The organism is Novosphingobium jiangmenense, from assembly GCF_015694345.1.
In the GTDB taxonomy this organism is placed as follows: Bacteria; Pseudomonadota; Alphaproteobacteria; order Sphingomonadales; family Sphingomonadaceae; genus Novosphingobium; species Novosphingobium jiangmenense.
In genome coordinates this window covers 66,639-87,364 of record NZ_JADQDC010000007.1, presented here as the reverse complement: position 1 = coordinate 87,364, position 20,726 = coordinate 66,639, and the positions used below count along the sequence as shown (strand labels likewise).

The following is a 20,726-nucleotide window of genomic DNA, read 5'->3' as shown; positions in this document are numbered from 1 at the left end:
CCCTTTCGGACGGTCTTACTGGCCGCGAATCCGCTCCATCGGGTAAGTGCCAAGTATTCGCAGGTCTTTGGCAAAGAAGCCCAGCTCCTCAAGCGCGAGATCGACCGGGCGTTCGCCGGGGGCACCGACGATGTCGGCAAAGAATTCGGTGGCGGCAAAGCTGGCGCCACGCTGGTAGCTTTCAAGCTTGGTCATGTTGACGCCGTTCGTCGCAAATCCGCCCAGCGCCTTGTAGAGCGCGGCGGGAATGTTGCGGACCTCGAATACGAAGGTGGTCATAGCCGGACCGGAGATAGTGGCGGGATTTCGCGGCGTTTTCGAGAGGATGACGAATCGGGTAGTGTTGTCGTGTGCGTCCTCGACGTTATCCTCGATGACCTTGAGACCATAGAGTTCGGCGGCAATGCGCGGAGCCAGCGCGGCCACTGTCGGATCGCCGAGTTCGGCGATGTAGGCTGCAGCGCCGGCAGTATCGGCATAGCTCATCGGCACGATGCCCCGGTCGCGCAGATAGAAGCGCGACTGGCCCAGCGCCTGGGGGTGGCTGTAGGCGGCGGTGAAGGGACCATCGCCGAGCGCCATCAGGCTGGCGTGGATCTCGAGGAAGTGTTCGCCGACGATGGACAGCCCGCTTTCGGGCAGTAGGAAGTGGATATCCGCCACGCGCCCATGCTGAGAGTTTTCGATCGGGATGATCGCCTGTCCTGCGCGACCTTCCTTCACGGCATCGAGCGCATCCTCGAACGAGAAGCAGGGCAGCGGCAGGCAATCGGGCAGGGCTTCCATCGCCGCGCGGTGCGAGTTTGCGCCGGGCGCGCCCTGGAAAGAAACCGCGCGGGCCGGATCGGCGGCTGCGGCTGCGGCCATCTGCTCGACAAGGGCGAGGGCTGGGGCTGGATAGCTTTGCATGACGCGCGGGCGTTAAGCCGCTCCGTCCTTTCGGGCAAGCGTGTTCGAATTTGCCTAGATCGCATTTGGCCTTCAAACCATCTTGCGCTGCGGGATGGCCCTGACTAGAGGGTCCCCGAACTCGCGCGGGTGTCGGCAAGGTGCTGACGTTGCGCCTATGGGGCTCGTAAATGGACGATCGTTTCAATACCATCGCCGGATGGACCTTGTTCGGGGGCATCGTGGCTCTGGGGCTCTCCAGCCTGTCGGCACACTACTTCCTTGCCGACAAGGAGCACCGTCCGGAAAAGATGGGCTACGCGATCGAAGGCGTCGTCGAAGAAGGCGCCGAAGGTGGCGCCGCGGCTGAACTGCCGCTGGCGAATCTTCTCGCTGCCGGCGACGTTGCCAAGGGCGAGGCCGTCTTTGCCAAGTGCAAGGCCTGCCACACGGCCGAACAGGGCGGCGCCAACGGTATCGGTCCGAATCTTTATGGCATTGTCGGCAAGCCGGTAGGCAAGCACGCGGCCGGTTTCGCTTATTCGGCCGATCTTGCAGGTCATGGCGGCAACTGGGATTTCGCCACGCTGAACGAGTGGCTGAAGAACCCCAAGGCTTTCGCGGCCGGTACCAAGATGTCGTTCGCGGGCCTGCCCAAGGGCGAAGACCGCGCCAACGTGATTCTCTATCTCAACTCGCTCGGCTCGAACTTGCCGCTGCCTGCGCCTGAAGCCGTCCCGGCTGCCGGCGCTGCTCCCGCAGCAACTGCTGCCCTCGTCGGCGATGCTGCCAAGGGCGAGGCCATCTTCGCCAAGTGCAAGGCTTGCCACACTGTGGATCAGGGCGGCGCCAACGGCATCGGTCCGAATCTGTTCGGCGTCTATGGCGAAGCGGTTGCCGGTGACCGTGGCGGTTATGCCTTCTCCGATGCGCTCAAGGGCCATGGCGGCAACTGGGATGACGCGACGCTGGACCAGTGGCTGACCAGCCCTGCGAAGTTCGCTCAGGGCACCAAGATGACCTTTGCGGGTATCTCCGACGCCCAGCAGCGCGCCGACGTGATCGCCTACCTGAAGTCGAAGAAGTAGGCTTCGCCTCCAGCGGAAATTCAAAAGGGCGTCCGGAGCGATCCGGGCGCCCTTTTGCTGTCTTTGGTGCCGGTTGCCCGCGCGCAGCGACAGGCGCATCGTTACGCTTTGGGAGAACTCAATGCGCCTGCTCGTTGCTTTGCCGCTCGTCATGATGATTACCCAGGCAACCGCGGCGGAACCGCCCGCAGCGATACAAGGAAACTGGACCGTCGATCTGTCAGCAAAGCCGGAAGAGCCTTACTTGAAGCCGATGGTGCTGCAACTGGAGGCCGACGGCACCGTGAAGGGAAGCTTCTACGAGAGCGAGATCCTCGCGGGTCGTTGGAAGACTGACCGCGGTCGCACATGTGTCAGCTTCCGGACGACCGATGGTGCCGGACCTTACCATACCGCGGCGTGCCTCGTCGGCGATCACATGGAAGGCCAGACTTGGGCCGAGCATCGCAATTTCCTGTTCAACTGGAACGCAAAGCGCTGATGCGTCAGTCGCGGCAGGCCTCGGCCATGATCGCCGCGTTCAGCGTATCGGGCTCAACCGGCGCATACTGATCGGCACTGTCCGCATCGACGGCGTTGCGCGAGACGATCTGCCCCGATGCGCCATAGTCCGTCGCCGCCGCTATCAGCACCCGCCGCGCGGTGCAGTCATAACGGAACAGGATGACCTTGCGGCCCGTGGCGAGCCCCGCAGCAGGCGCAAAGTCGAAACCTGCCCAGACCTGGCGGACCGCGAAGCTGCGTAGCATGCTCGGCGGCAGCTCATGCACCGATTCGGGACGGACCAGTACCTCGGTACGATCCTCGGCCACGCCGATGACCTTCCAGTCGGCAGACCATCCTCTTGCCGCGATCTCCTCTGCCCCTGCCGCGCCAGAGAGTCCGAGGAGGGTGAGGGGAAGCAGCAGGTTGCGGATGGAGGTCATCGGGGCGGCTCCGGATTGGGTCGGTTAACGCCCTGATAACCATGGTCACCCTGCGCGCCAGTTAGGGGTTTACCCTGAGTCCCGCGATGCGACAGCAGGCTAGCCGTCGGTTAACGCCTCGTTCGCCCGGCCCTTGAAGCCCTGCGCGATCACGTACCACTCGGAGGAATCCTTGCGGCTCGACGGTGGCTTGGCGTGCTTCACGGTGGTGAAGTTCCTCTTGAGGATGTTGAGCAGGTCGCCATCCGTGCCGCCGGCAAAGACCTTGGCGACGAAGGCACCGCCCGGGGCAAGCGTCTGGATTGCGAAATCGACGGCAGTCTCGACCAGACCCATCGTGCGCAGGTGGTCAGTCTGCTTGTGGCCGACGGTGTTGGCGGCCATGTCGGAGATGACAAGGTCGGGCGGTCCGTCGAGTGCGCCTTGCAGCGCTTCGGGTGCCTCGTCGGCCATGAAGTCCATCTGGAAGATCGTCACCCCTTCGATCGGGTCGGTCGGCAGGAGATCTATGCCGACAATCTTCGCTGCGGGCGACTTCTTGCGCACCACCTGGCTCCAGCCGCCCGGTGCGATGCCGAGATCGACTACGCGCTTCGAGCCCTTGAGCAGGCCGAATTTCTCGTCGAGGTCGATCAGCTTGAACGCGGCGCGGCTGCGCCACCCTTCGGCTTTCGCCTGCTTTACGTACGGATCGTTGAGTTGGCGCGACAGCCAGCGGACCGAAGAGGCCGAGCGGCCCTTGGCGCTCTTGAGTCGCTCGTTGGGATTCTTGCCGGAACGACTCATGATAAATGACGACTCATGCTGCTTCCGTTCGTTTGGGCCCGCGCGGATCAGCGCCGGTGGCCATGAGGCTGCGCAGGATGCCTTCGCGAATGCCGCGATCGGCGATGCCCAGGCGCTCGGCCGGCCATATGTCGAGTATCGATTCGAGAATCGCACAGCCTGCCACGACCAGATCGGAGCGTTCCCGCCCGATGCAGGGCACACCAATGCGTTCGGCCGGTGTCATCGTCGAAAGGCGGCGGGAGATATCGCGCATGGATTCAGCAGGCACGATCAGCCCGTCGACCGCGCGCCGGTCATACTGTGGCAGTTCGAGGTGGAGTGATGCCAGCGTGGTGACCGTGCCGCTGGTGCCAAGCAGGCGGATCGAGCGATCACCCCGAGCGGCGTGCCGGATCGGCGTGACGCGCGCAGTGAAGTCGGCAAAGCCCTCGTCAACGCGGCGGCGCATTTCGGCATAGGCAACCGCGCGCGCTTCGGGGTGGTCGGCAATTGCACCAATGCTCTCTGTCAGCGACACGACGCCCCACGGCACCGATTGCCAGTCGAGGATGCGCGGCACCGTTTCGCCGGTTTCGACCAGCACCATTTCGGTCGATCCGCCGCCGATGTCGAAGATCATGGCGGGGCCATTGCCCTGCTCAAGCAGGATGTGGCAGCCGAGCACGGCAAGCCGTGCCTCTTCCTGGGCGGTGATGATGTTGAGGTGAATACCGGTTTCCTCGCGCACGCGATCGATGAAGGCCTGACCATTGCTGGCGCGGCGGCAGGCTTCGGTGGCGACCGAGCGGGCGAGGTGAACGTTGCGCTTGCGCAGTTTATCAGCGCAGACGTGGAGTGCAGCAAGCGCACGGTCCATCGCTTCGTCAGACAGGCGTCCGGTCTGCGCGAGACCTTCGCCGAGCCGCACGACGCGGCTGAACGCATCGATCACCACGAAATGCTCGCCCGATGGTCGCGCAATCAGCAGGCGACAATTGTTGGTGCCGAGATCAATCGCGGCATAGGCTTGGCGGTGGTGCGGGAGCGGCTTCTGCCAGCCGGAGGACCGTTCCGGGACAGGAGGCGATGCAGGCTGTGCCACCGTAGCCATGATGGCCGGGGCAATAGCCTCGTTGCTGCCGCTGCCGCGTGCTGCGGGCGGACTGGTCTTGCCGGCAGATTTGGGTGGGACTCCGCTCCCGCTCTTGCCGCGTGGCCGACGGGGCTTCTTCCTTTGCCCCTTCTTGCCGACGACCGCCTTTCCGCTGGTCGTCTTTCCGTCAGCCTTCTGGCCATCCGGACGCGCGTCTTGCCCATTTGCCGGCGGAATGAAACCCGCCATGACTCGTATTCGCTTATGTTTTCCCACGCTGCCTGATGCCGCCGGGTACTTGAGCGCAATGCTAGCGATGTGCCGCTCTGCCCGCAAGACCGGCTCCAAAAATGCCGATTGAACCGCTTGACTTGGGGAACGGCGCCCCCTAGTTGCGCGCCTCACACTGCCCCGTCGTCTAATGGTAAGACTACGGATTCTGATTCCGTCTATCGAGGTTCGAATCCTCGCGGGGCATCCATTTTTTTACAGAAAAACTCTGCATATCAGGGCGTTGGGCTGCATTGCCTTTGATTGCCCCCACATTTTACCCCACATCGCTCTCGACTGCGGGATTCCGGCCGGAAAGAAATTTCAGGTGGCGGAGCGCGTGTCAGGCCAAAACGCTGGCTCTGTCAGTGCAGTAGTTGACTACACACCGTACGCGACAAATCGCAGGCGGAAAGGCTGCAAATCTGCGCCATTCCAGCGGCGGCAGCTTTACCGTCAAATGTGACTTGGTGGTCTGTGCGCCAGTCGGATTCACTAAAGTTGCCCGGAACAGCCCGGATTTCCGCCAATTTCGTCCGCTGTCCCCATTGTGCAGCCCGACTTGCTTTCAAGTCATGCCAATGGTCGCGCTGGCATCGCGCCAATTCAGACATTGGCCTCCAGCAAGGTGATTTCATCGGGGGTCAGATCGAACAGCGCATAGACCTTGGCGTTGATCTCGGCTTCCAGCCGGGCGATCTCGGCTGTCAGGCCGTGGATTTCGGCGCGGCTGGTGGTGATCCAGTTTTCCCAATCGTTGCGTTCCTGAAGCGGGATTTTGGCCTTCAGTGCCTTTTCCACTTCCTTTTGGAAGGCGGCGAAGTCGGGCAGGTTCCACCATTCCTTCAGCTTGCCAGTCAGCTTGGCATTGGCCGGATCAACAGCAAGGTCGGGAATGCGGCGGGTGATCGCCTGTTGCAGTGCATAGCGCCTTTCTGCGGCTGCTTGGGCGGCTTCGGCCAAAGAGCCGAGTTCGGCACGTTGAAAATCCGTGCCCTTAGCTATCGGCAGCGTTTCCATATGTTGGGCCGTCGCCTCAAAAAAGCCGCCTCTGACAGCAGTGGTGCGCGACGTGAAACAAAACCACGCGAGTTTTGAATTTAGGAATGCCAGCAGGCTTTTATCGTCAGTTGGCACAAAGTAAGTCTTGTTGTTCGATAATGCGCCGGTCCGTTCGAAGCTGTGAATTGGGGAATCTTGAAAGTGGCCGTAAGCGATTTTCCCGGCTTCGAAGCCGGGGAGATACGCCTCCTGCGCCTGCTGCAACTCGAACCACGCCTGCTTGGTGGCGCGCTTCTCCAGCTTGTCTTTGAACGGTAGCAGCCAATCCCGGATGGCGGGATAGTCATCGATCCGCACCCGATTCTTGGGAATGTAAATGATCCACAGGCCGCGCGACTCCGCACGCCAGCGCTTCAAATCCTTGCCTTCCAGAAATGGCTTCAGCAGTTCCTCCGAACGCGGGTCGTCACGGCACAACTTTTCCTTGGTCGGCGTATCGATGACAAAGGCCTCATTTAGACCGGTCTTGATCCCGTAAAGCGGTGAGCCATAGACTTCCTTCAGCGTTGACTTGCCCGCCGTGATTTTCGACCGCAGTGCGCGCAGGGCATCACCTTCCAGTTCCCATGAACCGCGCCCCAGCGCCTCTTGCGGGAAGGGCTTGGCCGCATCGGCAAAGGCATCGGCAAAGCTGTCTGTCGGCATTTCACCGATCTTCCAGAATTGCAGTTCGTGCCCCGGTGGCGGGCTTCCTGCCCGCATGGTCAGGATCGCGGGATAGGTGGTGACGCCTTCGAAAATCTGGTGGTCGCCAAAATCCACCACGGTTTCCAGCGTGGCCTTGGCGCGCAGGAAATCGCGCAGCGGTGCGCCCGATCCGGTCTTGAAGAATGTGCTGCTGCTGATGAAGCCCAGCCGCCCGCCGGGCTTCAGCAGCTTGATCCCGCGTTCGAAGAAATAGGCGTAAAGGTCGGCCCGGTCGGAAACGACTTCATAGCGCTTTTCCAGCCACGGCTTCATGGGTTTGATCAGTTCCATGCGCACATAGGGCGGATTGCCCAGCACCACGTCGAAACCGCCGCTGGCGAAAATCTCAGGAAATGCGGTTTTCCATTCGAACCCGTGGCTGCGATAGGCAAAACTGGCGTCTTCGATCAGGCTATCGCCAACGCGCAGATTTGCGTCCAGACTGTCCAGCACCTTGCCGCGCCGCGCGGTCTTGATCCACAGGCTCAGCTTGGCGATTTCCACGCTCTCGCTGTTCACGTCCACGCCGAACAGGTTGTGTGTCAGGATTTCGCTGTCAGGGTCCAGCAGGTCGCCCGCCATGCCAGTGCCGGACAGTTCGGCCAGCTTGGTGTTCACCTGCCCAAGTTCGGCTTTCAGGTAATCGAAAGCCATGATCAGGAACACGCCCGATCCGCAGGCTGGATCGACAATGCGCAGGGCGGTCAAGCGGTCGCGGTATTCGGCCCATGCCTGTCGTTCCGCCTTCGCCGATTTCCACGCAATCGCCTCGTCATCGGCATTCGCGCCCTTGGCGGCATATCGGCCAAGGATTTCGGCAAATATCTCTTTGCAATGCGTGCCCAGCGTCTGATCGACAATGAAGCGCGCCACATAGTCCGGCGTATAGACCACGCCGTCACGCTTGCGCCGCCCGCTGGTGCCGCTGGTCCTTTTCTCCACCGGCGCTTCGCCCAGCGCTTCGGCCTGAAGCTGTTCCACATCGGCAATCGACTGCTCGAATATGTGGCCCAGCACCGTGACGGAAATTTCGCTGGCAAAGTCATATTCCGCCAGCCGCTTGAAACCCTCGCAGATATGGTCCGGCACGGCCAGTGCATCGATGGCGGCGTTCGGCTGGAACAGGCCGCCATTGTAGCGCGGGATTTTGAGCTGGTCGTTGCCCCGGTCAATCGCGTTGAACAGGCCCAGGAAGGTCTGCCAGACCGGCTTGGGGTTGTAGGGGTCGCGGTGCTGGAAGGCGTTCAACAGGCTGTCATCGGGCAACAGGCCATTGTCTTCGGCAAAGGCGATGAACAGCACTCGGTCTAAAATCGTCTGGCCCAGCCGGATCGCCTCCAGCGGGTCGCCTTCAGGCAGGGCAGTGCGAACCGCCCCAATCAGATCGCTGCGCAGGGTGCGATAGTCGGCATAGAGCCGCGCGGTAATGTCGCGGTCTTCCTTCCGGCTTTCCTCCAGAATCGCCAACGTCTGGCCGGAAAGCAGGTTGTCCGCCGACAACAAAAGCATGAAGCGCTGATATTCGGCTGGATCATGAAGTTTCGCCAGATCGAAGCTGTCGTGGAATTGCCGCCCGTCCGCATAGCTGTAGAGGCGGATTTCCAGATAGTTGGAAACCAGCACCCATTTGGTGCCCACGTTGTCGCTGGCGTATTCCCATGCCTGTTGAACCGGGGTCTTAGCCCGGCCCGGCATGATGGCATCAAGGTTCTTGGTCTTTGCGCCCTTCAGTTCGAACGGGGCGATGATCCGCCGTTCGCCCTTGCTGAATTGCCCTAAGGCAAGGTCAACCGATCCCGCGCCAATCTGCGCTTCAACGTCAACGGTCCACTGGCCGCTATCGTTGAAGTCCTGATAGCCCAGCACGTCGCATATGATCCGCTGTTTGAAATTGCCGTGGAGGGCAGTTTCCTTTTGCGTCTCTATCGAGCGGTCGCGGATAGTTTCACCCCACTGGCGCAGGATTTCGAGCTTTGCAGGATCAGGCGCGGCGGCGCGGGCGATATGGCGTTTGATTGTCTTGGTATTGAACAGTTGCACACTTCACCCCCTGCACCGGCGTAAGGCTTAGCAGCGGGTGCGGCTGGACGCCAAGGGGGCATGGTCGAGACGCGCAACGGCAAAATTGCGGGTCCTACCTCGCATCATCAAGTTATCCATGCGCATACGGACCGCATTTCGAAAGCGTGTCGTCACTTTGAAGCATGGTTACAGTTTGAAGTTTGAGTTCGGCGCGCCTTCGCGCCAATGTTCTGAGATGTCCCGCAGCGTTTGCCGATGATGCGCCCGCCGGGCTCTAGTCGCTTCAGGCCAAACTGAAATGCGACCTCCGGGTCTGCACCTTTGAGCAGGTATGCAAGCGCAGCCTCCAAGTTGACCGCGTGGAGATCGGGAATGCCCACTTCCATGCCCAAGCGTCCACCAATCGGTTTGCTGCGAATGACACGCGCCCGGTAAGGCTGCCCGGTGATCCTGCGAAGCCAGCCGCGTTGAAGCGCGGTCAGGTACGACACGAGATTAGCAGGCACATGAGCCAGCAAGTGGCAGTGCCCGCCTTTCCCTGCGCCATTCTCATGTGTCCAGACCCATGCGGTGTTGCAGCCATACCGGGCCAGTGCCTTGGCCATCAGATCGGTGAAACGCCCGGTTGCCTTCGCCATGTCGGTCAAGGGCACGCCAGCTGCTTCCCAATGAATTGTAACCATGCGCGTAAAAGGCAATCCAATGGTGGCGGCATGGCTGGAGGCTGCCAACAGGTTGCCGATTTGTGGGGCGCTGAGGCAATGACTTTCGCGGCTGGCAGTGTTGCGCGCGCCTCCCCGACGTTTGCCACCTGTCCGCGTGTTTGAAACTTCACCGGGTTGAGGATTCGGTGAAGTTTCAAACGATGATGTAGGGTTTACGGACGCCCTAGAATGCGCGCACTTCGTGTAGTTGGCACGTGCCATGCTATTTAACGCGCGCACGTTTAGGTGTCGCAGCACATTTGCTTGGCCAATCAGCAGGTGGGAGACTGAGGCACGGTGTCAGCATAGATCCTGGCAACCCACACGATAGCTGTCTTACCGCTGGAGTTGCGTCGCCGTTTGCCGCTGGCGAAGACAAGTCCCTTCCGGCGCAACTCAGAAATTCGCGGCAGGATCGAGGTGCGATCAAACCCGATTGCCAAAGAGGTTTCGTGCGCGGTCAGACCTTCATGAGCAGCCTCGTAGATCACCGCGTAGCTCAAGCTCTGCAAGCGGCCCATGCGCTCGGAGTTGGCCTCTGCGATGTGCGGGATGTTGCCGATCGAATTGCAGGTGGAAGTGGTCATTCCGCCGTCTCCCGAATCAGAGTAGGCAGACGATGCTTATCGAGCAGTTTGTCCAGCCAATTGGCTTGGGCTTCACTCAGTGGTGAGTGATCCACGACAAGCTGCCCGAGGAAGCTGCCGGTCTTACGAGAGAGCCTGTGAGGGCCGTTGAGCAGAGCCAGTGCCGCCGTTCGGTGGTCGGTGAACAGATCAACCATGACACGCTCCTCCGTTCAAGGCCGACACCAAGAGTATGATCGCCAATTCTGCACCGACCTCCTGCGCAAGGATCAGAAACTTCTGTGGCGCCGGGGGATGGCCAAAAGATTGGAGCGACCAGCCTCCAAGCAGGTCGCCGCGGGTCCCGGCCTTGCCCGCCGGGTTTTCGTTCGTCCGGTGCATGGCTCAGCAAACCTCCCCAAATGCCGGGAGGTTGGCGAGGTATTCATCGACACTCGCAAACTCAATCAGCGTCTTGGCACCCAGTTTCTTTGCACGAATTTTCTTGTCGCGCAGGAGTTCATATGCGGTGGTTTTGCCAAATCCGTAGCGCGTGCATGTCGCTTTGATGTCGCCATGCGTCGCAGAAACCGCTTTCGTGTTGGTCATGTTTTCGTCTCCGCCAGCGTACGAGCGGAGTTGCGTGGACGCTGGCGGAAGCTCAGCTACGTTTCCAACGGCACCGGGTCGTTACGTTGTTTTTATTGGCTCGGCGGGAGGGGTAAGCGCCCCCATGATTCGGTCATCTCCGGGGCAGGGCCCGTCAGTGGGGTCCAGATAGCCCCAAAGGTCTTCCACAAATCGGGCAAACGGGCTTCGCCAGCCCTTCGTTGCCTTTTCACTCGGATTAGAGACGGTTGGCGACTTCCCCGTTGCATCTTCAAAGATCCTGCCCAATTCTGGGATCAGCCTGCCCAGCCAACCGCTTCGGTCCTTCTTTTGGGCGTGATAGGAGGTCCTAGGGAACGCCTCACCAATCTTCTGCACCCTAGCGGCAGCTTGCGCGAAAACACCCCTCCACTGATCGCGGAAGCCATCCGGCGAGTACCGGGGCACCGAGTCTGCAATCTGCTCGTCCAATGAGTTACCCGCTCCGATCCCGGTAGAAACAGCGTCAGCAATTGCACCAATCAATGCAGCCTGAATCAATGCAAGGTTCTCGATACGGTCAGCAGAGCTTGGGGTTGCGGTAGATCGGGCGTAACCAATTGCATGGAGGCCCTTGTTCAAAAGCCTGAGCCCGGCTTCAACGTCATCAATTGCTCCTTCGATGTCTTCCGCCGATATCCGGTGCTCTTTGGCGATATCACGCGGCCCGCTCGCAAAACCTGCCGTGGCAACCTTGTCCGCAAATTCGGGGAGGCGGTCCTCATGAACCCCGATTTTTCTGAGGGCATTGAAGACCAAATCAGTGTGGTCCCTTGCACGATACTCCTCCGTTGGTTGGAGAATCACGTATCCCGCCGCCTGTAGGAGTGTATTGATTGGATCGTTCATCTCTGCCTCACACGCGATTCCAATCTGCGAAGCGGAGTGACGTTGCCTGCAATGCCTGTGAGCGAAGGTGCAGCGAAGCGCCCCCAAGCTTCCATCAATGCGCGGCGCATGTCGCGCAGATCGGATCGAAGATATGCTTGCTCCGTTGCCGTGCCGACGCGGTGGGCCAGCGCCATTTCGGCCACCATTGCGGGGATAGTTGGCATCTTTTCGGCGGCCCAATCACGGAATGCGGATCGGAAGCCATGCACCGTTTCAGTTCGGCCAGCTGTCCGTAGGGCTTTGGTCAGCGACATATCGGAAAGCGGCCCGCCGCGCGTGCCAGCAAATATTAGCCCCTTGCGCATGTCTTTTGGCGCAAAGGCTTCAAGTAGCGCAACGGCGGCATCAGACAGGGTGACAACGTGCCCCTCTTTCATCTTCATCACCGACGCAGGGCGCGTCCATGTCCGGGCCTCCAGGTCGATTTGCTCCCATGTCACTTGCCGGACTTCACCGGAGCGCGCGGCAGTGAGGATGGCGAACAAGACGGCATAGCGGCTGGCGCTTGCGCCCTTGCCAAGCTCGTCAGCGATAAATGCGGGCACTTCGGCGAAGGGCATCGCTGCGAAGTTGCCGCCGCGCGCCTGCTTGGAAAGGCCAGTGCGCAGTTCGCGGGCATCGGGCAACGCATCGGTACGCCAGCCGCGCGCCTTGGCGAAGGCAAGCACTTGGCCAATGCGGCTGCGCACCTTGCGGGCCATTACGGGCTTGTCGGTCCAGATCGGGGCAAGCGCGGTGATGACTTCGGCGCTGCCAATCGCGTTCACTTTCAACTCCCCTAGCTTGGGGTTCGCATGTTCTTCTAGCGAAGCCTTGAACGCCTTGGCCGTGCGCTCGCTCCAGCCGGACTTGAGCGCCTTGTGCGCTTCTGTCACCGCCTCGGCAAAGCTGGGCACCTTCACCCGCTGCCGGTCCCGCTCAACCTTCGGATCATTACCCGCCTTGGCGAGCTTGCGCAGCGCCGCAGCCTTTTCCCGCGCTTCGGCCAGCGAGAGGCTCTTGCGCAGCATAAGGGGAATCTCTGAATGCCGGGGATCGCCTTTGCCGAATGCCTCGGTGCCAAGACCATCAACGTCAACAGTGCCAAGACCTATGTCTCTGCGCTTGCCGTCTACCTGAACGCGAAGCATCCACGACTTCGCGCCGCTGGGGGCGACCAGCACGAAGAGGCCATCCCCGTCCTGATAGGCGCGCTTCACCGGCTTACCGGACGATCCAAATCCGGGCTTGGCATTGCGGACCTTGGCAACGGTGAGCTTCCCCACACTATTTCCCCCACATTCACCCCCACACTTTATTGCGGCTTTTGGCGAACGTCAACGGTAGGGTACGGAATAGCTATGTCACAAACTATCGTATTTGCTTGGTTTAATCGGAAGGTGACGGAGTGCAGCGGAAGCTAGTTACAATCCTCGCGGGGCATCCACTTGCCATTATAATCATAGCGTTGTGGTGTGCGGGCAGTTTCTACCTGCCTGTGTCGGACACATGATCGCGGTGGATGACTTGGAATTCCATGGCTGACGGCCCGTGCATGCGACATGGATGCGACATCAGGCACGGTCTTTGTTGTCGATTCGTCCGGCATCTTGCACCACATGCCGATCCGCTGTCCAAATGACGCGGTTACTTGGCCTGACGCAGCCTTTCCAAGACGTCTGACAAAGCCATTTGTGCATCAGAATGAGGCTAGCACCGCCGAGCTGACATAGGTGGTGTTGCCTGTAGCTGGCGCATTGGGTGCGGCGCGCAGGAAGCGTCCCTTGGCGAGCCAGAACGCATTGACTTCTCCACGCAGAAACCCCGGCACGATCCAGTAGCGCATCCGGCCTTCGATCTGGTGGCCGGCGAAAGTGCCGGACTTGCCGCTGGCATCCCGCACGCCGGTCGTGGCGAAGCTGTCGGTCCTTTCGGCCAGCCATAGCGGATGATAGGTCGCGAAGGCATCGAAGCGTTTGCCGGGTGCGACTTCTGCGCGCAGGCCGGGGCTTTTGATGTTGCTGCGCCCGATGGCGGCGAGCACGCCGGCCGGGCTGAAATCGGCGCGGCGCATGCCGAAGAGTGTATCGAAGCGACCGTATGAGCCGCCGGGGCCGTCGCCGCTGGCGTAGTCGTACTCGACCGAGAGGCGCAGGTGCGCCGGGCCGGGAAACAGGTAGCCGGCGTCGGCGTGGATGAACCAGGCATCGACATCGAGCTTGCGGGCGCCGGTCCGCGCGGTCTCGCTGACTTCGCCGAATTGCCATGCACCTTCGATCTCGAAATCGGGCTTGCCTGCCTTGGGCTCGCGGATCAGGCGCGCGGCAACGGTGTGAAGGTTGCGATCGCGCGTGGCGCGCGACGGGCTGTCGCGCTCCTGCAGGCGGAAGTATGAAGCTTCTGCCGTTGCTCCGAACACGGTCTTGGGGCGCCAGACGAGGCCGCCCCACAGGCGCAGGTCGAAGCTCTCCTTGTCGAGGCCGTAACGGTTGGCGAGGACCGAGGCCTGATCATCGGGCTTGCGGATCTGCGGCAGCGTGTAGATCAGCGTCGCGGCGGTGCCGTCGCTGGTCTTCAGGTCAGCCCGCAGGCCGGTGTAGCCATTGGTGGTATTGCGATAGTCGTCCGCCGCGATCAGGCGGCGCGAGCCGAGGTTGAGCACGAAACGCCCGGCTTCGAGCGTCAGCTTTGTGCCTTGCGCCGGCGTCAGATCGACGGCCACATAGCCTTGCACGACCTCGAGCGTGTTGACGTCGTTGGCGCTGACCGAACTGCCGGGCTTGCCCAGCCATGCGCGGCTGTCGAACATTTCCGCGCCGATGCGGAAGGTCGGCGTGGCCTTGTATTCGACAGCCAGAGTGGTGCGCAGGGCGACCTGCTGGTCGGTCGGCGGAAGGTTGATGCGCGGTTGCCCGGTAAGGGTCTCGTAGCGCAGACGCACGGACCCGCCGATCGTGACGTTGGATGGCGAGCCGACGAGAGACTGGAGACGTGGCGTGTCGGCCAGGGCATCGCCGGGTGTCAGGAGAAGTGCAGGAACAGCTGCAGGCAGAAAGCATGCGAACGACTTCAAGGCAGGCTCCATCGCGACCATGCGGCCGTCCAATGAAGCAACGCTTGAGCGCGCGCTGCGCTTGACCGGGAGGTTGCGCTGCCCCGGTTGGACGGCTGATGCAATGTTTCTGCTTTCAGGACAAGTGTGTCCGGGTGATGACACGGGCTGACCGCTGCGGGAGTCGCGTCAGAGTTCAGGGTTGAAGTGGTCCGCCAGCTCTCCCGGCGCGAAGCCGTGGGTGTAGGACTGCGGATCGAGCGGCAGCATTCCGGCGTTCCATTGCTCCCACGCGGTCTTGAGCGAGGCGAAGTCCTGCGGCTGCCGGTCCTTCAGGTTGGCCCGCTCGAGAGGGTCGGCGGCAACGTCGAACAGGAACTCGTTCTGGCCGACCTTCAGGTATTTGAGGTTGCCGCGACGAGCCGCGCGCTGGGCGTGGTTCCTGTAGCGCCAGAACAACGTGCGCTCGGGCAGTTCGCCGCTTGAGAGCGCGGCGGTGATGTCTTGGCCGTCGCTGGGGAACGAAGCATCGGGTGCAGAACCCGCCGCAGCGAGGAAAGTCGGCAGCCAGTCCATCGAGATGATCTGGGCATCGCTGGTGGTGCCCGCGCGGGTCACGCCCGGCCAGCGGACGATGGCGGGGATGCGCAGGCCACCTTCGAGCAGTTCGGTCTTGCGGCCGCTGAAGGGCCAGGTGTCGGAGAAGCGCTCGCCGCCATTGTCGCTGGTGAAGACGACGATGGTGTCCTGTTCGGCCCCGCTGGCCTTGAGCGCTGCGAGGACGCGGCCGATCTGGTAGTCGAGACGGCGGACCATGGCGGCATAGATCGCCGCACTGCCGCCATCGAAATGGAAGAGCGCCTTGGGGTCTTTCAGCTGGGCGATGCGGGCGGATTCGCTCGCGTCGTCAGGCCCTTCCCACGGCCAGTGCGGCGCGGTGAAGTGGAGCGACATGAACCACGGGGCCTTGGCGGACGAGGCTTCGCGGATTTCTTCGATGGCGCGGTCGGCGAGGAGGTCGGTAAGGTAACCGGCCTTGTCGACCGGCGTCGGCCCGTCCCACAGGTCAGGCTGGCCGTTGCTGGTGGCGTGGGTGTAGTAATCGACGCCGCCGCTGCGGATGCCCCAGAAGGTCTGGTAGCCGCTCTTGAGCGGGCCGAAGTCGGGCAGGCTGCCGAGGTGCCATTTGCCGATCAGCGAGGTGCGATAGCCCGCTTTGGCGAGCTGCGATGGCAGCGTGGGGTGCGTGGGCGGCAGGCCGATGTTGGGGCGGAACGCCAGCGGCTCTTCCAGCCCCACCGGCAGGCGATACTGATAGCGCCCGGTGATCAGGCCGACGCGCGTGGCGGTGCAGACCGCGCTGTTGGCATAGGCATTGGTGAAGCGCAGGCCCTGCGTTGACAGCTTGTCGAGCACCGGGGTCTCGAAATCACGGCGGCCGTAGCAGGACAGGTCGGCATAACCGAGATCGTCGGCCATGATGTAGAGGATGTTGGGCTGCTTGGCGCGCTTGCGGGCAATCGCGGGCATGGCGGCGAGTGCCACAGTTGCGGCGGCTCCGCCAAGGGTGGCGCGGCGGGTGAGATTGAAGGTCGAGGTCATGGTGCGGTCCGTGATTGCTGCCGGCAGGTGGACCCGCGCGTGGTCGCGTAAGGCAGCATGAGCCTATCGCCGACAGGATCAATGTCTATTAAACCGATAGACAATTCAACTTCCCCGTCGGGAAGTTTTCCTTTTGCGGTGAAATGGCGCCGCTCGGGTTGACCATGAAGACTCAACTAGATAGGTAGAGAATAACCCGCAGGGCTCTCGACGATCAGGTCGGCCTGCACGCAAGGGGCCTGATCCGCGGCATTTGATGGGAAGCAGCTTGCTCCGCGTAAACAACCGCTAAAGCGCGCGATGCTGGGGCGACGGCGCCAGGCATCGTGTTCCCCTCCAGCAAGAGGTGATACGATGCGCAACATGATCCTGCACGCCTAAGCGCGCAACCACCGGACACACTTGACCCACCTGCCGCCCTGACCGGGCGCGGTGCGGCAACGTCCGAATCCCCCACATAACGCCAGTTCGGCGCGGTCCGCGTGGGCCGTCGCCCGGAGGAATGCGTCATGCGACCGCTTACCAGCTCCGACCTTGCGGATCTGGCCCGGTATCCCGCGTCCCTGCAACAGTCGATCGTTGCCCTTTGCGGCGTCGCCCCAGGCGACACTGCACGCGAAGCCGTGCCCGTTCCCGCCATCTTTAGTCGTCGCTCCCAGGCAGCGGCACGCTTTGGTTCAGGGAAGTAACACAATGAACAGGGTTTTTTGTTTCAAGCAGCGCCAGTTGATCCTCGCCTGCGTAGCGCTGGGCTCGCTGCTTGGCGCGGCTCCGGCCTCCGCCACCGAGCAGCCTGCCGACGTCGAGGCTCCGGCAGCCGCTGCCGAAGAGGCCGGTGAGGCCATCGTCGTCACCGCCTCGCGCCGTCGCGACGAGGACGTCCAGGACGTGCCCGTGGCGATCAGCGTGATCAGTGCCAATGCGCTGGAAAAGCGGGGCGACTTCACGCTCGGCCAGATCCAGCAGCAGGTGCCGAGCCTGCAGGTGTTCAGCTTCAACCCACGCAACACCAACATCAACATCCGCGGCCTTGGCTCCAACGTTGCACTGACCAACGACGGGCTGGAGAACGGCGTCGGGTTCTACATCGACAACGTCTATTATGGCCGTGTCGGCCTTTCGCAGTTCGACCTGGTGGACTTGCAGAGCATCGAGGTGCTGCGCGGGCCGCAGGGCACGCTGTTCGGCAAGAACACCACCTCGGGCGTGATCAACATCACCTCGCGCAAGCCGAGCTTCGAGCCGGAGTTCTCGGGCGAGGCGAGCATCGGCAACTACGGCTTCCGCCAGATCCGCGCTTCGGCTTCGGCGGGTATCGCTCCCGATCTGCTGGCGGTGCGCATCTCCGGCGCGATCAGCGGCAATGATGGCTTCCTGTTCAACAAGACAACGAGGACCCGCGCCCAGAACTACCGCAACGAGAGCATCCGCGGCCAACTGCTGATTACGCCCGACCCGGACTTCGAAGTGCGGATCATCGGCGACTACGCGAAACAGGAGCAGGACCACGTCCTCTCGGTCTTCGCGGACCTGCACACGACCTATCTCAACGGCGCGACGATCCCCAACAACTTCGCGCAGCGCGCGGCGCGCTTCCCGAGCTATGCGCTGCCCGCCTTCAAGCCGTTCGACCGCGTGGGCGAGGCCGACAGCCACTACCAGTCGAACATGGAAGGCTATGGCGTTTCGAGCGAGGTCAACTGGGACTTCGGCGGCGCGGCACTGGCATCGATCACCGCCTATCGCTGGTGGGACTGGAACCCGGCCAACGATGGCGACAGCACTTCGTTGCCAATCACCACCAAGGCCCAGCAGGCCAATCGCCAGCGCCAGTTCAGCCAGGAGCTGCGGCTCGCCTCCAAGGGCAATCGCACGGTCGATTACGTGATCGGCGCCTACTACTTCTGGCAGATCGTCAAGGGTTATGGCGCCACCCGCTATGGCTCGGCGGCGGCGCTGTGGAACCTGCCCGCAGCCAACCAGACCATTGCCAATGCCGCGCTCGATGGCTTCGAGGCCAACTCCACCTCGACGCCGGAGACGCGCACCTTTGCCTTGTTCGGCCAGACCGACTGGCACTTGTCCGACGCCCTGACCCTGACGACGGGTCTGCGCTGGACGCATGAGAAGAAGTCGGGCGCGTTCAGTCAGTTCTGGGTCGATGGTGCCGATCTTTCCGGCTTCACCCCGGCACAGGTGACGGCGATCAACGCAATCCGCACGCAGTTCAATCCGGTTACCAGCTTTTCGACTGAGTTCAGCGACAACAGTCTGTCGGGGCTGGTCACGCTGAACTGGAAGGTTGCAGCCGATGCCAGCCTCTACGGCAACTATTCGCGGGGCAACAAGTCGGGCGGCCTCAACCTCACCGCCCTGCCCGCAGGCATTCAGCCCGAAGTCGCGCCGGAAAAGGTCGATGCCTTCGAGCTGGGCTTCAAGTCGCAGTTCCTGAACCGTCGCGCCACGTTCAACGCCGCTGCCTTCTGGACCGAGATCCGCGACTATCAGTCCGCGATCACCGAGCAGGTGCCCAACACCGTCAACGTGCGGCAATACATCGCCAACATCCCCAAAGTGCGCTCGCGCGGGGTGGAAGGCGATCTGGCTTTCGAGGCGAACGACAACCTCTCGTTCACGGCATCGGCCAGCTACACCGATGCAAAATATGTCGAATATGCCAACGCGCCGCAGGCGGTGGAGAACCTCAACCTCGGCGGCATCCAGGACCTTTCGGGCAAGCCTCTGTCCGGGGTGCCCAAGTTTGCATGGTCGGTCGGGGCAGATGGCAGGGTGCCGCTGGGCGAACTCGGCGGGCGGGAACTTAGTCTCTATGCCCATGCCGATTACGCCCACCGCTCGAGCTTCAACACTTCCGCCACCAACTCGGCATGGGCGCAGGTGCCAGGCTTCGGCATCGCCAATGCGCGCATCGGGCTGAAGACCGCCGACGGCCTGTGGGACCTGTCGGTCTGGGCGCGCAACCTGCTGAACGAAGACTACTTCCTCAACCTCTCCCCCGCCAATACCGGCTTGGTCACCGCGCAGGTGGGCGAGCCTCGCACTTACGGTGTGACGCTGCGGACGCGACTGTGAGGCCCCGCGCATGACCACGCGATCCTCCGCCGCTTCGCCTTCGGGCAGCTATCACCGCCTCGCTGCGATCTACGTGCCGGTCACCGCCGCCGCACAGCCAGTCGCGGCCTGGCTCCCCGCCATCCTTGCACGTGACTATGGCGTACCGCTGACTCTTGTCGGCACGCTTTATCTGGCCGGCCAGTTGCTCAACTGCGCGCTCGATCCGGTGGTCGGCGCGCTGAGCGACCGCACGCAGAGCCGCTTTGGCAGGCGGCGGCCGTGGGTGGCGGGCGGAGGCGCGCTGTTCGTTGCCGGCAGTGCGATGCTGTTCTTCCCGCCGGCCAGTCTCGGCCTTGCGTGGCTGGTCGCAGCACTCGCCGCATACTACATCGGCCTTGCGCTGCTCTCGACGCCGCTGCTGGCGTGGAGCGGGGAGATTGCCACCGGCTATCACGACCGGACCCGCGCGGCTTCGATCTTCACGCTGTGGCAATCCATCGCGCTGGTCGGCGCACTTGCACTGGCCGCACTGGCACAGCATCTGCGGCCCGGCGACGGGCAGTTGCAACTGACGCTGTTCGGCTCGCTTGTCCTCGCCGCCGCCATCCCGGCGCTGTGGCTGACGCTCTCCAACCGCGATGACAGCGCGCCGCCCTTGCTGGCAGTCCCGCTCTCGCCGCTGGCCGCTGCGCGGGCCGTGTTCGGCAATCCGCTGCTGCTGCGCGTCCTCGCCTCGGATGCCGCGGTCCGCGCCGGCCAAGGCATCCGCACCACGCTGCTGCTGTTCTACGTGACGTTCTACCTCGGACGGCCGGAATGGGGCGCGGGGCTGTTCCTGTTCCAGTACGCCTTCGGCATGCTTTCTGCGCCGATCTGGCAGCGCATCGGCGTAGCTCTGGGCAAGCGCCGGGCTGCCATTCTCGCCGAAGTGTTCCAGGCGCTGATCAACCTCGCGCTGGTGCTGACCACGTCCGACCGGTTCTGGCTGGTCCTTGCACTCGCCTTTGCCCAGGGGCTGACGCAGGGCTCGGGCAACATCATGCTGCGTTCGATGGTCGCCGACGTGGCCGACAAGCACCGCGCCGAGACCGGCGAGGAGCGGACAGGACTCTACTATTCAGTCTTCGCCTTGGCCGACAAGATCGGCGGTGCGCTCGCCGCCGGGATCGCCCTGCCACTGATCGCCTGGTTCGGCTTTGATCCGAAGGCTGTCAGCAACACCCCGCAAGCGCTGAACGGATTGGTGCTGGTCTTCGCAATCGGCCCCGCTCTCGCCCACGCCATTTCCGCTGCCGTCATCTCGGGCTTCGCGCTCGATGCCGCGCAGCATCACGCCATTCGCCGCCATCTGGACACCGCCGCCGACCCCGCGCTCCAGCCGGCCGAATAACACCCCCAGGCCCAA

The 20,726-nt window shown here is 62.5% G+C and carries 17 protein-coding genes and 1 tRNA gene; 5 read left to right on the top strand and 13 right to left on the bottom strand.

Going from position 1 to position 20,726, the window contains the following annotated elements:
- Window positions 1–15: 15 nt before the first annotated feature.
- Window positions 16–909, bottom strand: coding sequence for a prephenate dehydratase (locus I2488_RS11670; RefSeq protein ID WP_196275985.1), 894 nt, complete (start codon window positions 907–909; stop codon window positions 16–18).
- Window positions 910–1,079: 170 nt separating this feature from the next.
- Between I2488_RS11670 and I2488_RS19885 the strand changes: the two genes are divergently transcribed.
- Together I2488_RS19885 and I2488_RS11660 are read left to right on the top strand one after the other, a co-directional pair.
- Window positions 1,080–1,976 (top strand): c-type cytochrome, encoded by an 897-nt coding sequence (locus I2488_RS19885; protein ID WP_196275984.1) that lies wholly within the window; start codon window positions 1,080–1,082, stop codon window positions 1,974–1,976.
- A gap of 121 nt (window positions 1,977–2,097) precedes the next feature.
- Window positions 2,098–2,457: a hypothetical protein gene (locus I2488_RS11660; RefSeq protein ID WP_196275983.1), complete on the top strand. Its 360-nt coding sequence runs from the start codon at window positions 2,098–2,100 to the stop codon at window positions 2,455–2,457.
- 4 nt (window positions 2,458–2,461) lie between these two features.
- Here the strand turns inward: I2488_RS11660 and I2488_RS11655 are convergent, their stop codons facing one another.
- From I2488_RS11655 to I2488_RS11645, 3 genes are all read right to left on the bottom strand, one after another.
- Window positions 2,462–2,902, bottom strand: coding sequence for a surface-adhesin E family protein (locus tag I2488_RS11655; RefSeq protein ID WP_196275982.1), 441 nt, complete (start codon window positions 2,900–2,902; stop codon window positions 2,462–2,464).
- Window positions 2,903–3,001: 99 nt separating this feature from the next.
- A complete protein-coding gene (locus I2488_RS11650) occupies window positions 3,002–3,688 on the bottom strand; it encodes an RlmE family RNA methyltransferase (RefSeq protein ID WP_196275981.1) in 687 nt (228 codons plus the stop codon).
- A gap of 13 nt (window positions 3,689–3,701) precedes the next feature.
- Window positions 3,702–5,012 (bottom strand): Ppx/GppA phosphatase family protein, encoded by a 1,311-nt coding sequence (locus I2488_RS11645; RefSeq protein ID WP_196275980.1) that lies wholly within the window; start codon window positions 5,010–5,012, stop codon window positions 3,702–3,704.
- A 158-nt stretch (window positions 5,013–5,170) separates the two neighbouring features.
- On the opposite strand from I2488_RS11645, the gene I2488_RS11640 reads away from it, so the two are divergent.
- A tRNA-Gln gene (locus I2488_RS11640) sits at window positions 5,171–5,244 on the top strand.
- A 395-nt stretch (window positions 5,245–5,639) separates the two neighbouring features.
- On the opposite strand, the gene I2488_RS11635 is transcribed toward I2488_RS11640, so the two are convergent.
- The 9 genes from I2488_RS11635 to I2488_RS11595 form a co-directional block, all read right to left on the bottom strand.
- Window positions 5,640–8,822, bottom strand: coding sequence for an Eco57I restriction-modification methylase domain-containing protein (locus I2488_RS11635; protein WP_196275979.1), 3,183 nt, complete (start codon window positions 8,820–8,822; stop codon window positions 5,640–5,642).
- A gap of 152 nt (window positions 8,823–8,974) precedes the next feature.
- Window positions 8,975–9,535: a hypothetical protein gene (locus I2488_RS11630; protein ID WP_214652352.1), complete on the bottom strand. Its 561-nt coding sequence runs from the start codon at window positions 9,533–9,535 to the stop codon at window positions 8,975–8,977.
- Window positions 9,536–9,780: 245 nt separating this feature from the next.
- The gene (locus I2488_RS11625; RefSeq protein WP_196275977.1) at window positions 9,781–10,095 is read right to left on the bottom strand and encodes a hypothetical protein; all 315 of its coding nucleotides are present in this window, start codon (window positions 10,093–10,095) and stop codon (window positions 9,781–9,783) included.
- Window positions 10,092–10,292: a hypothetical protein gene (locus I2488_RS11620; protein WP_196275976.1), complete on the bottom strand. Its 201-nt coding sequence runs from the start codon at window positions 10,290–10,292 to the stop codon at window positions 10,092–10,094. The genes I2488_RS11625 and I2488_RS11620 overlap by 4 nt, the downstream gene beginning before the upstream one ends.
- A gap of 187 nt (window positions 10,293–10,479) precedes the next feature.
- A complete protein-coding gene (locus I2488_RS11615; protein ID WP_196275975.1) occupies window positions 10,480–10,683 on the bottom strand; it encodes a helix-turn-helix domain-containing protein in 204 nt (67 codons plus the stop codon).
- Window positions 10,684–10,764: 81 nt separating this feature from the next.
- The gene (locus tag I2488_RS11610; protein ID WP_196275974.1) at window positions 10,765–11,571 is read right to left on the bottom strand and encodes a hypothetical protein; all 807 of its coding nucleotides are present in this window, start codon (window positions 11,569–11,571) and stop codon (window positions 10,765–10,767) included.
- Window positions 11,568–12,878 carry a phage integrase central domain-containing protein gene (locus tag I2488_RS19805; RefSeq protein WP_196275973.1) on the bottom strand — a complete coding sequence of 437 codons (1,311 nt, stop codon included), beginning with the start codon at window positions 12,876–12,878 and terminating at the stop codon, window positions 11,568–11,570. Before I2488_RS19805 ends, I2488_RS11610 begins: the two co-directional genes overlap by 4 nt.
- A gap of 413 nt (window positions 12,879–13,291) precedes the next feature.
- Window positions 13,292–14,665: an alginate export family protein gene (locus I2488_RS11600; RefSeq protein WP_246465633.1), complete on the bottom strand. Its 1,374-nt coding sequence runs from the start codon at window positions 14,663–14,665 to the stop codon at window positions 13,292–13,294.
- Between the two features lie 168 nt (window positions 14,666–14,833).
- Window positions 14,834–16,246 (bottom strand): sulfatase family protein, encoded by a 1,413-nt coding sequence (locus I2488_RS11595; RefSeq protein WP_196275972.1) that lies wholly within the window; start codon window positions 16,244–16,246, stop codon window positions 14,834–14,836.
- A gap of 693 nt (window positions 16,247–16,939) precedes the next feature.
- Here I2488_RS11595 and I2488_RS11590 point away from each other — a divergent pair.
- Window positions 16,940–19,339 (top strand): TonB-dependent receptor, encoded by a 2,400-nt coding sequence (locus I2488_RS11590; RefSeq protein WP_196275971.1) that lies wholly within the window; start codon window positions 16,940–16,942, stop codon window positions 19,337–19,339.
- Window positions 19,340–19,349: 10 nt separating this feature from the next.
- Window positions 19,350–20,711: an MFS transporter gene (locus tag I2488_RS11585; protein WP_196275970.1), complete on the top strand. Its 1,362-nt coding sequence runs from the start codon at window positions 19,350–19,352 to the stop codon at window positions 20,709–20,711.
- Window positions 20,712–20,726: the final 15 nt, after the last annotated feature.

Bases quoted from the DNA above. Each gene is read 5' to 3' on its own strand.
- I2488_RS11670 (WP_196275985.1), bottom strand. From the start codon at position 909: ATGCAAAGCTATCCAGCCCCAGCCCTCGCCCTTGTCGAGCAGATGGCC.
- I2488_RS19885 (WP_196275984.1), top strand. From the start codon at position 1,080: ATGGACGATCGTTTCAATACCATCGCCGGATGGACCTTGTTCGGGGGC.
- I2488_RS11660 (WP_196275983.1), top strand. From the start codon at position 2,098: ATGCGCCTGCTCGTTGCTTTGCCGCTCGTCATGATGATTACCCAGGCA.
- I2488_RS11655 (WP_196275982.1), bottom strand. From the start codon at position 2,902: ATGACCTCCATCCGCAACCTGCTGCTTCCCCTCACCCTCCTCGGACTC.
- I2488_RS11650 (WP_196275981.1), bottom strand. From the start codon at position 3,688: ATGAGTCGTTCCGGCAAGAATCCCAACGAGCGACTCAAGAGCGCCAAG.
- I2488_RS11645 (WP_196275980.1), bottom strand. From the start codon at position 5,012: ATGGCGGGTTTCATTCCGCCGGCAAATGGGCAAGACGCGCGTCCGGAT.
- I2488_RS11625 (WP_196275977.1), bottom strand. From the start codon at position 10,095: ATGACCACTTCCACCTGCAATTCGATCGGCAACATCCCGCACATCGCA.
- I2488_RS11620 (WP_196275976.1), bottom strand. From the start codon at position 10,292: ATGGTTGATCTGTTCACCGACCACCGAACGGCGGCACTGGCTCTGCTC.
- I2488_RS11615 (WP_196275975.1), bottom strand. From the start codon at position 10,683: ATGACCAACACGAAAGCGGTTTCTGCGACGCATGGCGACATCAAAGCG.
- I2488_RS11610 (WP_196275974.1), bottom strand. From the start codon at position 11,571: ATGAACGATCCAATCAATACACTCCTACAGGCGGCGGGATACGTGATT.
- I2488_RS11595 (WP_196275972.1), bottom strand. From the start codon at position 16,246: ATGACCTCGACCTTCAATCTCACCCGCCGCGCCACCCTTGGCGGAGCC.
- I2488_RS11590 (WP_196275971.1), top strand. From the start codon at position 16,940: ATGAACAGGGTTTTTTGTTTCAAGCAGCGCCAGTTGATCCTCGCCTGC.
- I2488_RS11585 (WP_196275970.1), top strand. From the start codon at position 19,350: ATGACCACGCGATCCTCCGCCGCTTCGCCTTCGGGCAGCTATCACCGC.